11 protein-coding genes are annotated in these 12,823 nt (G+C 72.0%); 3 read left to right on the top strand and 8 right to left on the bottom strand.

Annotated features, from left to right (window positions below):
* The first annotated feature begins 71 nt into the window (after positions 1-71).
* Positions 72-1,352: an ABC transporter ATP-binding protein gene (locus ACQEUU_RS18145; RefSeq protein ID WP_433067367.1), complete on the top strand. Its 1,281-nt coding sequence runs from the start codon at positions 72-74 to the stop codon at positions 1,350-1,352.
* 69 nt (positions 1,353-1,421) lie between these two features.
* Here the strand turns inward: ACQEUU_RS18145 and ACQEUU_RS18140 are convergent, their stop codons facing one another.
* Positions 1,422-2,627, bottom strand: a complete 1,206-nt coding sequence (locus ACQEUU_RS18140; RefSeq protein ID WP_433067364.1) for a hypothetical protein — start codon at positions 2,625-2,627, stop codon at positions 1,422-1,424.
* Between the two features lie 105 nt (positions 2,628-2,732).
* On the opposite strand from ACQEUU_RS18140, the gene ACQEUU_RS18135 reads away from it, so the two are divergent.
* The gene (locus ACQEUU_RS18135) at positions 2,733-3,212 is read left to right on the top strand and encodes a hypothetical protein (protein ID WP_433067361.1); all 480 of its coding nucleotides are present in this window, start codon (positions 2,733-2,735) and stop codon (positions 3,210-3,212) included.
* Here the strand turns inward: ACQEUU_RS18135 and ACQEUU_RS18130 are convergent.
* Both ACQEUU_RS18130 and ACQEUU_RS18125 read right to left on the bottom strand, forming a co-directional pair.
* Positions 3,115-4,335, bottom strand: a complete 1,221-nt coding sequence (locus ACQEUU_RS18130) for an acyltransferase family protein (protein WP_433067359.1) — start codon at positions 4,333-4,335, stop codon at positions 3,115-3,117. The two genes, ACQEUU_RS18135 and ACQEUU_RS18130, sit on opposite strands and share 98 nt — an antisense overlap.
* 109 nt (positions 4,336-4,444) lie before the next feature.
* Complete coding sequence (locus ACQEUU_RS18125) at positions 4,445-5,047, bottom strand: ACT domain-containing protein (protein ID WP_433067356.1); 603 nt, start codon at positions 5,045-5,047, stop codon at positions 4,445-4,447.
* Positions 5,048-5,439: 392 nt separating this feature from the next.
* Here ACQEUU_RS18125 and ACQEUU_RS18120 point away from each other — a divergent pair, with 392 nt between their 5' ends.
* Complete coding sequence (locus tag ACQEUU_RS18120; RefSeq protein ID WP_433067354.1) at positions 5,440-5,997, top strand: hypothetical protein; 558 nt, start codon at positions 5,440-5,442, stop codon at positions 5,995-5,997.
* A 3-nt stretch (positions 5,998-6,000) separates the two neighbouring features.
* Here the strand turns inward: ACQEUU_RS18120 and ACQEUU_RS18115 are convergent, their stop codons facing one another.
* From ACQEUU_RS18115 to ACQEUU_RS18095, 5 genes are read right to left on the bottom strand one after another with little or no spacing between them, the layout of a single operon-like run.
* Positions 6,001-7,257 carry a right-handed parallel beta-helix repeat-containing protein gene (locus tag ACQEUU_RS18115; RefSeq protein WP_433067351.1) on the bottom strand — a complete coding sequence of 419 codons (1,257 nt, stop codon included), beginning with the start codon at positions 7,255-7,257 and terminating at the stop codon, positions 6,001-6,003.
* A gap of 57 nt (positions 7,258-7,314) precedes the next feature.
* A complete protein-coding gene (locus ACQEUU_RS18110) occupies positions 7,315-9,096 on the bottom strand; it encodes a glycoside hydrolase family 13 protein (protein ID WP_433067348.1) in 1,782 nt (593 codons plus the stop codon).
* Positions 9,097-9,100: 4 nt separating this feature from the next.
* A complete protein-coding gene (locus ACQEUU_RS18105; RefSeq protein ID WP_433067345.1) occupies positions 9,101-9,940 on the bottom strand; it encodes a sugar ABC transporter permease in 840 nt (279 codons plus the stop codon).
* Positions 9,937-11,505, bottom strand: coding sequence for an ABC transporter permease subunit (locus ACQEUU_RS18100; RefSeq protein ID WP_433067342.1), 1,569 nt, complete (start codon positions 11,503-11,505; stop codon positions 9,937-9,939). The genes ACQEUU_RS18105 and ACQEUU_RS18100 overlap by 4 nt, the downstream gene beginning before the upstream one ends.
* Before the next feature lie 3 nt (positions 11,506-11,508).
* Positions 11,509-12,768, bottom strand: coding sequence for a sugar ABC transporter substrate-binding protein (locus tag ACQEUU_RS18095; RefSeq protein ID WP_433067339.1), 1,260 nt, complete (start codon positions 12,766-12,768; stop codon positions 11,509-11,511).
* Positions 12,769-12,823: the final 55 nt, after the last annotated feature.

Genomic DNA, 12,823 nt, shown 5'->3' with positions numbered 1-12,823 from the left:
TGTTAAGGCGCGATGTACTACCTCATCAATCCGTCCCCGTCACAGGTGACACGCGCGCAAGGTGTGGGCCCATGAGCTCAGTCGTTCTCGACAAAGTGACCAAGGTGTATCCAGGTGACTACCTGGCGGTCGACAAGCTGAGTCTTAGGGCTGAGGACGGCGAGTTCCTCGTCCTCCTCGGCCCTTCCGGCTGCGGGAAGTCCACTCTGCTCCGCATGATCGCCGGGCTGGAGGATATCACCGAAGGCGAGCTCTGGCTCGACGGCGAGCTCGCCAACCTGGTGCCTCCACGCGACCGCGACGTGGCGATGGTGTTCCAGAACGGCGCCCTCTACCCGCACCGGACCGTACGCGGGAACATCGCCTTCCCGCTGGAGATCGCCAAGGCGGACCCGCAGCTGGTGCGTGAGCGGGTCAGGGAGCTGTCCAAGGCCCTGCACATCGACGAGACCCTGGACCGCCGGCCCGGTACGCTCTCCGGCGGCCAGCGGCAGCGGGTGGCCATGGGCCGCGCCATCGTCCGCCAGCCGAAGCTCTTCCTCATGGACGAGCCGCTGTCCAACCTGGACGCCGGCATGCGCACCGAACTGCGCATGGAGATCTCCGCTCTGGTCAGGTCGCTCGGCATCACCACGATCTACGTGACGCACGACCAGGTGGAGGCGCTCACGCTGGCCGACCGGATCGCCATCCTCAACCGCGGCGTCCTTCAGGACTTCGGCACTCCGGCTCAGATTTACAACGATCCAGCGACCGCGTTCGTGGCGGCGTTCCTCAACTCGCAGCAGCTCAACCTGCTCGCGGCCGACGTGCACACGCCGCAGAACCAGTACGTGATGCTGGACTTCGGCCCGCACCGGCTGTCCATCCCGTGGAGCGATCCGCGGGCGTACGCGATCTCGCAGCACACCGGCGGGCAGGTGCTGATCGGCATGCGCCCGGACGGCCTGGCCCCGGTGCCGGAGTCGTACGACGGCCCGGCCTTCTTCGGGCGGGTGCGCACGCTGGAGTACCACGGCCACGAGTGGATGGCCTACATCGAGTGCGGGGTGCCGGCCGTGCCGGTGCCCGAGCCGCCGGACCCGCGCGAGGCCCGCAGGGGCCAGGGCGCCTCGGCGGGCGGGATCGGCGCGCTGGTGCGCCGCATGTTCCCGCAGCGGCAGGAGCCGCAGGACCTGGAGCAGTCCGAACAGAGCTCCAGCAACGGCCTGCACCGCCGCGCCGACCTGACGGTCCGGCTGGGCAACCGGCCGGTGTGGCGCGCGGGCGACGCGGCCAAGGTCGGCATCGACATGAGCAGGCTGATGATCTTCACCCCGGACGGCGCCCGCATCGACAAGCCCCGCCGTTAGGCCCTTCTGCCCGCCCCCTCCCGCCGGGACTCCCCCAGCGGAAGGGCACGGGCGCGGTCACCGGCGCGGTCACCGGCCTGACGGAGGTGCGATCGACCAGCGAGCGCCGTCGGGGGTGTCCTCCACCTGCACGCCGCCCTGCAGCAGCGCCCGGCGCAGCGCGTCGGCCACCTCGTAGCGGCCCTGGGCGCGCAGCTCGGCGCGGAGCGCGAGCAGCGGCTCGATGACGGCGTGGACGCCCGCCGTGGCCGCCTGCTCGCCGAGCCGGGCGATCAGCAGCCGCATCAGCTCCCTGGCCTGCTCGACACCGCCCGAGTCCTCCTCGGTGTCGGCCGCCCAGGACACGATCTCGGCCTCCAGCTCCAGCACCGCGCGGGCGGCCGCCGCCAGGTCGGGCACGGCCACCGCCTCGGCGAAGGCGCGCTCGCCGGCGTGGATGGTCTCCTCCAGCGTCACCTGGACCGGCGCGGCCCGCGGGGGCGGAGGCGGGGGCGGCGCGCCCGCGGCACCGCCCTCGGCCAGGCGGCGCAGCTCGGCCAGGCCGGTGCGGGTGCCCGCGGGCAGGACCGAGGCCGAGCCGGGCAGGCGGACCGTCACGCCGCCGCGCCCCGCCACCTCGACGCTCTCCGTCCGCAGGTCGACGACGAGCGCGGTGTGCTCGTCGAGGCCCAGCACGGCGGTGCCCGGCGGCAGCTCGCGCTCCATCCGCGACAGCCGCCGCTCCCCCAGGTAGCAGTAGCGGGTGTCGTGGGTGCCGCCCTCGGCGTTGTCGAAGTGGGGGATCACCACAGCGCGCAGCCCGAGCGGCTCCAGCAGGTCGACGCCCTCGCGCCAGTGGGGGTCGGCGCCCACCTTGTAGATCTCGTACACCGGCACCGTCGCCGTCCCCGCGGTGCAGGCGGCGGCGGAGGCGAGCACGGTCACGCCGGTGCGGGCCCGCACCCGGGCGCGCAGGTCGCCGGCCACGCCGGAGCGGGCCCAGCGGTCGAGCGCGTAGGTGGGGCTGCCGGGCCCGGAGAACACCCAGTCGGCGCCCGCGACGCGGGCCTCGGCGTCCGGCGCCACCTCGACGTCCAGGCCGACGCTGCGGGCGAAGTAGCGGCGGGCGCGCGCGGAGATGTCGGCCGCGTTCTCCTGGAACGCGTACGGCGTGTCGAGCAGGACGCACCGGGCGCCCGGCGGCAGCCGGCGGGCGGCCGCGCGGTGCACCTCCACCATGGTCGGGCTGGTCTCCCCCGACCCCATCAGGACGAGCAGTCCGGGTGTCTCGGACATGGGCCCTCCCCTTCTTCCTTCCGCCCTCGGCCACGCGGCCCCGCCGTTCGCGACACTTATGCAGCATGCGCGCTGTTGCGCACGATTGGCAGTAAGCTTTCTGTGGTGACAGGAAGACACGTGGTCCGGGTCGAGACGCTCATGCTACGGGCGGGCGCCGACGGATCGTGGGCCTACCGGCGTGCCGAGGTGCGCCCGGAGCCCGGCGAGAGCCCGGACGAGGCCGCGCGCCGCTCCTGCGGGATCTCCGCCGGCGACCCGCTCACCGTCGTCCACTCCACGAGCTGGCGCCATCTGCCGGACGCCGGGATCGTGCTCACCTACGCCGTGTGCCCCGACCCGGAGCCATGGCTGCCCGCCGTCACGCTGCCCCGGCTCGAGCCCGCCCGGGGCGCCGCTCCGGCGCGGCCCGCGCCCGAGCGGGTGGAGGTGGATCACGTCGCCGCGCACGCGGTGCGCCACCTGGCGTTCCTCCTGGCGGAGGACCCTATCGTCCGGCGGACGCTGCTTCGGCACCCCGCGCTGGCCCCGGCGCTGGAGAACTGGGTCGCGAGCGGGCGATCCGGCGCCCCAGCTCCTGCATAGGCCGCTCCACGAAACGGTACGTGACCGCGCTCAGCCCCACCACGACCACCAGCACCAGCGCCGTCATGGCGAGCTGGTAGGGCAGCGGCTCGGCGCGCAGGTCGCCGGAGATCCGGGTGAAGTACTTGAGCACCGGGTGGTGCACCAGGTAGAGCGAGTAGCTGACCAGCCCCAGCCAGGCGAGCACCCGGGGCACCCGCCGGTCGCGCAGCGCCATGCCCGCCGCGAACGTGGCCCCCGTGAGCGCGATCGTGGCGATCCACACGCTCGGCTGCACCCACCACCAGCCCGCCGTGATCGCCCAGAACGGCACGCAGGCGACTATCGCCACCGTGACCAGCACCGGCCAGGCCCGGCCCGTGCCGCGCTCCCAGCGGTAGATCGCGGTGCCGGCGAACATCAGCGCGACCACCGCCACGCCCACCCACGGCACCCGGCTGCCCAGCACCAGCAGCGCCAGCGCCATCACGCCGAGCACGACCGCCGCCGTCCTGCGGAACCGGCCGGTGATCAGGCAGACGAGCCCGGCGGCGAACAGCGCGCACGACACGTAGGCGACCCACGGGCCGCTGATGACCACCCGGGTCATCAGCACCCCGGTCACCACCGACCCGGACGCGAACAGCATCGCCAGCAGCCCGCTGCGCTCGTGCAGCCGCGCCAGGAACAGCGCGGTGACCAGCAGGTAGAACACCATCTCGTACGAGAGCGTCCACATGGTGTCGACGATCCCGGCCACGTCCACGACGTCGAGCAGCATGGTGGCGTGCCCGGCGACGGCGGCCCAGTCGCGCGCGACGGCCGGGCGGACCGGCACCCACCAGTGCAGCGCCAGCACGACCAGGCCGACGACGAGGAAGAGCGGGTAGAGGCGGAACAGGCGGCTGAGCCAGAACACGCGCACGTCGCCGTGCCGCTCCAGCGAGGCCGGGATGATGTAGCCGCTGACCAGGAAGAAGACGAAGATCCCGTACACCCCGAGACTGAACCAGGTGGGGCGGGCGGAGGGGATGAACCAGGGGATCATGTGCTCGGCCACGACGGCTGACGCCCCGATGCCCCGTAGCGCGTCAAGCCACGCCAGGCGTGGCTGGGTGGGAGCCGGAGAGGTCGGAGCAGACACCCGCCCAAACCTACCCTGATCGGACGGAGTAATACTCGGTGATCGAAAACGAGCCCGCGAGCGTCGCCGGCACACCGCGCCGGCCTCACGGAAGGGCGGGCGGCCCGGGTCAGACGCGCGCGGCCAGGGCGGAGACGACGTCCACGATCCGCACGGCGCGCTCCAGCTCGGCGCGGTGGAAGCAGGGCCCTTCGGCCCGGGCGACGAGCAGGTGCAGTTTGTGCGCCGTCATCGGCAGCAGCATGAGCCGGATCTTCTCGCCGTCCAGCGTGGCGGCGCGCAGCGGCGGCTCGGGGAGCTCGACCAGTTCGGGGGCGGCGATGGAGCTGTGCAGCACGGCGCCGTCGGCGTAGGCCACCGACCATTCCGCGCCGCACAGCCCCGGAAGGGCGTCCACCAGCGTGACCAGGCCGCGCGACGGCTCGCTGGCCACGTGCATGAGCAGGTCGTAGTCGGGGGCGGAGCCGGGGACCTCGCGGGTCGGCCAGACGCCCTCCACGCGCACACCCGGCAGGGCGGAGAACCGGTCGCGCACCTCGTCCAGGTCCGCGGCCCCTGGCCAGGAGACGGTGAAGTCGTCCACGGCCCGGCCCATCTCCCGTTCGAGCACCGTGACCTGGAGGATGTCGGCGCCCAGCATGCCCAGCACCTTGGCGACCTGGCCGAGCCCTCCCGGCCGGTCAGCCAGCGACACCCTCAGTCGCAGCAGCATTGCCCCTCCCTTTCCTGAGGCCTTCACAGTGCCGTGGGAAGGTTTCTGGCAGGTTCCACGGATATGTCACGCATGCTGCGCTTAATCCCAGCATGCAGGTTCCAATCCGCCCATACCGCCAATAGAGCGGCAAAGCTCCCTGCGGTTTCCGCCAACCCGGGCTCACCAGGCGTGTCCCGCAGCAGCGGCGCACCGGCTTCCCGTCCGCGGGAGGTCCTCTGGCTGCGGTTTCGCCGGGGCGTCGGCCGGAATGCGCCCGGATCGTCACCACCGCGCGGTCTGGAATAGGTAATCATTGATCTCGTCGAGCCACGAGTGTGGCCGGAGAACGTCGCAGAGAGCGCGGTGCGGTGAGGGGCAGCAGAGGATGGCCTGGGTGGCTGCATGTCGGCGTGCTGGAGCACAGGCTGACGCGGATGTGGGAGCCGGGGACGCTGCCTCCGCCGGAGTCCCTCGTGGCCGTCATGACCCTCGCGGCGGTGCCCCGGGCGCTGGGCGCCCGCCTGGCCGACCATCTCGACGGCGGCCTGGTGGTGGGTCCCGGCTCCGTTCCCGACCTGCCGGCCTTCGAGAAGCTGCGCGCCATCCCGCTGCCGCAGCAGGAGGGCACGTGGGAGCGTAGCGCGGGCGTCTACGACCCGGTGCTGCGCCGCATCGCGGTCGGCAGCGTGCCGTCGCCGTCGGTGAACGTGTGCGGCCACGAGCTGGGCCACGCCATCGACCACTCCGACGGCCGGCCGTCGGCCGACCGCTGGTGGACGTTCCTGCACGGGCTGCGCCGGCCGCGGCTGGAGTCCCCGTACCGGCAGGACGCCTCGGAGCTGTTCGCCGAGAGCTTCGCCTGCGTGCTGACCCGCCGCACCGGCAGGCTCATCACCCTGCTGGGCGGCGACGAGCCCGCCGCCCGCCAGGTCTACGGCTGGATGTCCGGCCGGTACGGCATCGGCTGAGCGCTACTGGTAGGCGCCCGCGTGGCGGGTGGAGGACGGCAGCGGCTTGCCGGTGAAGTCCTTGGCCAGCGCGGCGCCGCCGAACCAGGAGACGCCCAGGCGGACCGCGCGGCCGCGGGCCGGCGACGAGGGCGCCAGGCGCAGGTTGGAGCGCGAGACGAAGCGCGGGTCGCTCATGACGGACCCGGAGCCCAGCCTGAACTCGGCCTTGCGCGCCTTGTAGACGCTGGCCGCCTCGTCGGCGCCCTTGGCGTCCGCGTAGCCGGCCGTGCCGCCCACCACGATCACGTTGTTGCGCAGCTTGAGGATGGCCGGGGAGCAGCCGTCGTGGCAGGACCAGCCGATGGTGTGGCGGGCCGGCATGTAGACGGAGTTGTGCACGGCGGTGGTGCCCTTGACCGGGCCGACGATGTGCCGGGGGCCGCGGGTGACCAGGAACGAGCCGGTCCTGAGTGAGGAGGTGACGACGTTGAAGGCGTACAGGTTGCCGGTGGCGGTGTCGCCCTTCTTGGCGCCGAGCTCGCTGAAGGTGTTGTTGTCGTGGCTGCGGTTGTGGGTGATCCGGTTGCGGTTGCCGCCGAACACCTCGATGGCGGCGCCGTCGACGCCGTAGTCGTGGCTCTTGGCGTGGCTGCCGGTGATGGTGTTGCCGGTGACGAGGTTGTCGTCGCCGTTGAGCAGGATGCCGAAGGCGCCGGAGTCGTTGTCGCCGCCCTTGTCGTTGATGCTCATCCGGTCGTTGTCGTCGAACGTGCTGTCCTTGATCGTGTTGCGGGCGCCGGTGGGGGTGACGCTGACGCCGGCCACGTTGCGGTCGGCCCGCACCCCGGACAGCACGTTGGAGTCGCCCTTGATCTCGAACCCGGCCCACTGGCAGTTGGAGGCGCGCAGCCCGGTGATGCGCCAGTGGCTGCCGCTGACGACGACGCAGTTGGCGTCGCGGCCGCTGATCCTGGGCTGGGCGCCCTTGCCGTAGGTCTTGACGGTGATGGGCGAGCCGGCGGTGCCGCTGGCGCTCAGCGTCAGGGAGCCGGTGAAGCCGCTGCCGCGTTTGACGGCGACGGTGTCCCCCGGTCTGAGCTCGGCGGCGTTGACCGCGTCGAGCGACCGCCACGCCCGGTCGGCGCTGGTGCCGTCGGCCGCGTCGTCCCCCGCCTTGGAGTCCACGTAGTAGGTGGTGCCGGCTGCTGTGGACGCCTGGGCGGGCAGGGGCAGGGCGGGCAGGAGCGAGGCCAGAACGGCCACGGAGAGTAACCTCATCGGGGCGCACCACTAACTGTGTCAACTTATGACGGAGGAGCACCAACCGTAGCGTGGTCAGCGGACGAGCCGCCACACGCTCAGCGACGATCCATCACCTTTCAGCTGATTCGGAGGATCGCCGTGGACGGGCTCTGCTCCGGCGGGCGGCGCCGGTGTGACGCCCGGGGCGCGCCGCGCGCACACCAGCAGGGTCTCCTCGTACGTCTCCCGCGCGAAGACCAGGCAGTCGGCGTCGGCGTGCAGCCAGCGCAGCCCGCCACGGCGCAGGGCGGGCTCGCGGCGGCGCAGGCCGAGCAGCTCACGGTGGGCGGCGAGGGTGGCCGGGTCCTGGTCGGCGGGGCGGTTCCACGGCATGGGGGTGCGGGAGTGCTCGCCGTTGACGCCGGTGAGCCCGAACTCGCTGCCGGCGAACACCATCGGCGTGCCGGGCAGGGTGGCCTGCAGGCCGAGCGCGACCAGGTGGCGGTCGCGCGAGCCGGTGACGGTGCGGATCCTCGGGGTGTCGTGGGAGTCGAGCGGCTGCCAGGAGTGCACGAGCGAACGCCACGACAGGTGGGAGGCGAAGGAGCGCAGCGTGGCGAGGGTGGCGAGGCCGTCGCGGCGCGGCACGGCGCCGGGCACGCCGAGGAAGTGGTCCAGGCCGAGGTCGTCCCCGCGCAGCCAGGCCCAGACGGGACGGGTGAAGCCGGCGTAGTTCATGGTGCCGTGCCAGCCGTCGCGGTCCAGGTCGCCCGAGGCGTCGTGGTTGTGCTCGGCGACGAACGCCGCGCCGGGCGGCAGGGCGCGGCGCAGCAGGGCGGCGGCCTCGTGGTTGTGGTCGTCGAGGCCGGAGCGGCCGGTCATGTTGGCCACATCCACCCGCCAGCCGTCGAACGTCCCGGTCCAGCGGGTGATCACCTCGGGCAGGCGGGCGCGGACGAGCGGGCTGCCCCAGTTGAGCTTGGGCAGCGTCTTGACGCCCCACCAGGCGGCGTAGTCGCCGGTGACGGGGTCGAAGAGGTACATGTCCCGCTCGGGGGCGCCGACGTCGGAGACTGCGGCGGTGAACCACGTGTGGGCGTCGCCGGTGTGGTTGGCGGTGAGGTCGCCGATCAGCCGCATGCGGCGCGCGTGCAGGGCGTCGGCCAGCCGGCGCAGGGCGGCGTCGCCACCGAGCAGCGGGTCGGCGTGCTCGAAGGAGGCGGCGTCGTAGCGGTGGTTGGAGCGGGCAGGGAAGACCGGTGTGAGGTAGACGGTGTCGGCGCCGAGGCTCTCGACGTGGTCGAGGTGGCGCACGACGCCGTCCAGGTCGCCGCCGTAGAACTGGCGGGCGGCGCCGGGCCCGCTGGGGATGACCGGGTCGCGGTCCCAGTCGCGGGGCAGCGCCCAGGGCGGGAGGTCCGGCATGGGGCCTGATCGGGCGAACCGGTCGGGGAAGATCTGGTAGACGATCGAGTCCGCCATCCAGTCCGGCGGCGGGTCGTGGCAGACCAGGCGGAAGTCCCCGGAGTCCGGCAGGTCGTGCGCGAACAGGCCGGCGGCGGTGAGCCACGCCTGGCCGCCGGCGGTCTCCAGAAGGAAGCGGTAGCGGGTGACGAGGTTGACGGGCGTGACCTCGGCCCGCCACCAGGTGTCGGATCCTCCGTACCCGCCGACGGGCCGGCCGGTCCGCTCCGGGTCGGGCCCGGCGCGGGCGTAGCGCGGCTCCCCGTCGTGGACGGCGCGCACGTGCACGCCGGTGACGCCGGCGGCGCGCGGGGCGCGCAGCCAGAGCGTCACCGGCCTGCCGGGCTCGGGTGTGCGCGTGGAGACGTACAGGGCGGAGCCGTCGTGGTGCGGCTGGTCCAGCAGGCGCATGGTCTCACCCCTTGACGGCTCCGGAGGTGAGGCCGGAGACGATGTACTTCTGCAGCCAGAGGAACACGCTGACGGTCGGGATAGCGGTGAGCAGCGTGGCGGCGGCGAACATGCCGAAGTTGTCGTTGCGCCGGTCACCGGCGATCATCCCGTACATGCCCACGGCGAGCGTCTTGCTCTCCGGGTCGCGCAGGAACACGTTCGCCATGAGGAACTCGCTCATCGTGGTGATGAACATCAGCAGCGCGGTCACCGCGAGGATCGGCGTCACCAGCGGCATGATGATCTTCCAGAAGATCTGCGCGTGGGTGGCGCCGTCCACGGTGGCGGCCTCGTCCAGCTCCTTCGGCACGGTGTCCAGGAAGCCCTTCATCAGCCAGGTGTTCACGCCGAGCGCGCCGCCCAGGTAGAGCAGCATGAGCCCCCACACGGTGTCGAAGCCGAACGCCGGGTACAGCTGGGTCACCCTGGTGAAGATGATGAAGATCGTCACGATGGCCAGGAACTGCGGGAACATCTGGACCATCAGCAGCGCCAGCAGCCCCACCCTGCGCCCGGCGAAGCGCATCCGGCTGAAGGCGTAGGCGGCGAACATCGACAGCAGCAGGCTGGCGAACGACGACAGCAGCGCGATGAACACCGAGTTGAAGAACCACCGGCCGAACGGGTAGACGTCCGAGGTCAGCAGCTCGCCGAAGTTGGCCGGGCTGGCGCCGGTCGGCAGCAGGTCGGTGGAGGCGAGGGTGCCCAGCGGGTTGAGCGCCGCGGAGACGACGAACAGGATCGGGAAGATCGCGAACGCGCACACGGCGAGCACGAACGCGTGTCTCAGCGCGAGCCTCACGCGTACACCTCCTCCTGCTTGCGGGTACGTCGGAACGCCACGGCCGAGACGATCGCCACGATGGCGAAGATGAACACCGAGATGGCGGCGGCGAACCCGAACTGGGCCCCGCCGGTGCCGAAGGCCAGCCTGAACGTGTAGGTGATGAGCAGGTCGGTGGCCCCCACCTGCGGGTTCTCCGCCGGGAACGGCCCGCCTTCGGTGGTGAGCTGGATGGCGTTGAAGTTGTTGAAGTTGAACGCGAACGACGAGATGAGCAGCGGCGTCAGCGCCACCAGCAGCAGCGGCAGCGTCACCCGCCGGAACGCCTTCCACGCGGTGGCCCCGTCGATGGCGGCGGCCTCGGTCAGCTCGCGCGGGATGGCCTGCAGCGCCCCGGTCGTCACCAGGAACATGTACGGGAAGCCGAGCCACAGGTTGACCAGGATGACGGCGAACCGGGCGGTGACCGGTTCGCCGAGCCAGTCCACGTTCAGCCCGAGCAGCTGGTTGACCAGCCCGAAGTCGCGGTTGAACAGGTCACGCCAGACCAGCAGCATCGCGAACGACGGCATCGCGTACGGCAGGATGAGCGCGATCCGGTAGACCTTGGTGCCGCGCATGCGCGGATGGTGCAGGGCCAGCGCGACGGCCATGCCGAGCGCGAACGTGCCCGCGACGGAGGCGAGCGCGAAGACCGCGTTCCAGCCGAACACGCCGAGGAAGTATCCGGAGATGGTGGGGTTGGTCAGCACCCTGGCGAAGTTGTCCAGGCCGACGTTGACCTGCCAGCCCTGGGCCAGGCGTTCACCGGCGGCGTTGACGAAGTAGCCCTGCGACTCGTCGGCGCGGTACGGCCCGCCCTCGCCCCGCACGCAGTCGCAGGCGGCGTCGTGGACGAGCGCGGCCTTGCCCTCGACGGCGCGGCTGAGCCCGTTGGCCTTGATCGCCCCGCCGGCGGTCGGCACGGTCAGCGCGGCGATCTCCGCGCCGCGGGCGGCGGCCTGCGGCGCGGTGAGCACGGTGACGCCGGGCGCGCGCAGCACCCGGCCGCTGACGCCGACCTCGGCGCCGGGCAGTGGCGACAGCCCGCCGGCGTCGCCCAGTCGGACCTGCTTGGTGGCCGGGTCGACCAGCAGGAAGACCAGCTCGGCGCCGCGCAGCGCGGCGGTCAGCTGGTACTCGGGCGAGCCGGGAGCCTGCCGTACGGAGCCGCGCTCGATGGCGGCGACCGCCGCCGCCTTGTCGCCGCGGTGGCCGTCGCCGAAGTTGGTGAAGGCGGTGGTCACCGTGTAGAGCACCGGGAACACCTGGAAGGCCAGGAGGAAGACGGTGCCGGGGACGAGGTACTTGGCCGGGACGAACCGCCGGGTCAGGTAGAGGCAGGCGATGGCGGCGGTGGCGCCGAGCAGCACGCCGAGCCCGAGCCAGGACCGGGTGGCGATCAGCGGCGGCGCGGCGTAGAGCAGGATCGCGGCGGTGACGGCGAGCACCGCGATCCTGCTCACCACGAACGCCGTGGTGATGTTGCGGCGGGGCCGCGGAGCCCGCGACGTCTCCCCGGTCTCGCGCACGTCGAGCGCCATGGGTCAGTTCTTGAGCGAGCCGTCGATGGTCTTCTGCGCGGCGGCGGCCGCCTTGGCCGGGTCGCCGCCCTTGACCGCGGCGGCCTCGGCGATGCCGAACGGCTCCCACACGGCCTGCATCTCGGGGATGGCGGGCATCGGCATGCCCTCCTTGCCGGCGTCCATGAACTTGCCCGCGTCGGCGTCGCCCGCCTTCACCTCGTCGAGCGCGGCGGTCAGCGCCGGCGGCCTGGGGTCGGCCTCGTACAGCGCCTTGGCGACGTCCTTGCTGGTCACGTAGTTGGTGACGAACTCCTGGGCGAGGGTCTTGTTCTGGCCTTTGGCGGCGACGAAGAACGACTGGACGCCGACGAACGGGGTGGCCGGATCGCCGCCCTCGAACGTCGGGACGGGCGTGATGTCGTAGCCGAAGCCGCCCTTCTTGACATCGGCCATCGCCCACGGCCCGGAGATGAGGTAGGCGCACTTCTTGCCGACGAAGCTGGGGATGTAGTTCTCCGTGGTGATCGACGTCTTGAGCGCGCCGTCGCCCTTCTCCCCCAGGTCGCGCAGCTTGCCGAAGGCCTTGACCGAGCCTTCGGAGCCGACCAGCACCTGCTTGGGGTCGGGGTCGCCGGTCGGGGTGGCGCCGAACAGCTTGCCGCCGCCGGCGGCGAAGAGCGGGTAGACGTGGAAGGCGTCGCCCTTCTGGCCGACGGGCAGGCAGAGGACCTCCTGGACCTTGCCGTCGTCCTTGAGCTTCTCGCCGGTCGCCACCAGGTCCTCGACGGTGGCGGGCGCGTCGGGGGCCAGGTCGGTGTTGCGGATGAGCGCGATGTTCTCGACGGCGTACGGGGCGCCGTAGATCTGGCCGTCGAAGGTGACGGCCTTGATCGCGATGTCGGAGAACGCCGCCTTCTGGGCCTCGGTCAGGTTGACCGGCTCGATGGCGCCGTTCTGCACCAGGTTGCCGATCCAGTCGTGCGCGCCCACCATGACGTCGGGGCCGCTGCCCTGCTGGGAGGCGGTCAGGAAGGTCTGCTGGTTGTCCTTGCTGATCTCCTTCACCTCGACGGTCACGCCGTTCTCGGTGCCGAACTGGTCGGCGAAGGGCTTGAGGGCCTTGACCCGGTTGGGGTCGGCCCAGATGACGAGCTTGCCGGACGCGGGGGCGGCGGAGGCGGACCCGCTGGGGGCCGCGGAGGGGGTCGCGGGGTCGGAGCCGCCGCAGGCCGTTAATGCCAGTGTCGCCAGAGCAGCCACACCCAGGACTCGCTTGCTCACGAGACCTCCCGAAAGATCGTTATTAGACCGCTTTTACGGCTTTGTTTCCGGGACG

The organism is Nonomuraea sp. CA-218870 (genome assembly GCF_050936535.1).
GTDB lineage: Bacteria > Actinomycetota > Actinomycetes > Streptosporangiales > Streptosporangiaceae > Nonomuraea > Nonomuraea corallina.
This window is presented reverse-complemented; position numbering and strand designations above follow the sequence as displayed.

Excerpts from the sequence above, each read along its gene's own strand:
- ACQEUU_RS18115 (WP_433067351.1), bottom strand. The coding sequence starts at position 7,257 with ATGAGGTTACTCTCCGTGGCCGTTCTGGCCTCGCTCCTGCCCGCCCTG.
- ACQEUU_RS18145 (WP_433067367.1), top strand. The coding sequence starts at position 72 with ATGAGCTCAGTCGTTCTCGACAAAGTGACCAAGGTGTATCCAGGTGAC.
- ACQEUU_RS18125 (WP_433067356.1), bottom strand. The coding sequence starts at position 5,047 with ATGCTGCTGCGACTGAGGGTGTCGCTGGCTGACCGGCCGGGAGGGCTC.
- ACQEUU_RS18100 (WP_433067342.1), bottom strand. The coding sequence starts at position 11,505 with ATGGCGCTCGACGTGCGCGAGACCGGGGAGACGTCGCGGGCTCCGCGG.
- ACQEUU_RS18140 (WP_433067364.1), bottom strand. The coding sequence starts at position 2,627 with ATGTCCGAGACACCCGGACTGCTCGTCCTGATGGGGTCGGGGGAGACC.
- ACQEUU_RS18110 (WP_433067348.1), bottom strand. The coding sequence starts at position 9,096 with ATGCGCCTGCTGGACCAGCCGCACCACGACGGCTCCGCCCTGTACGTC.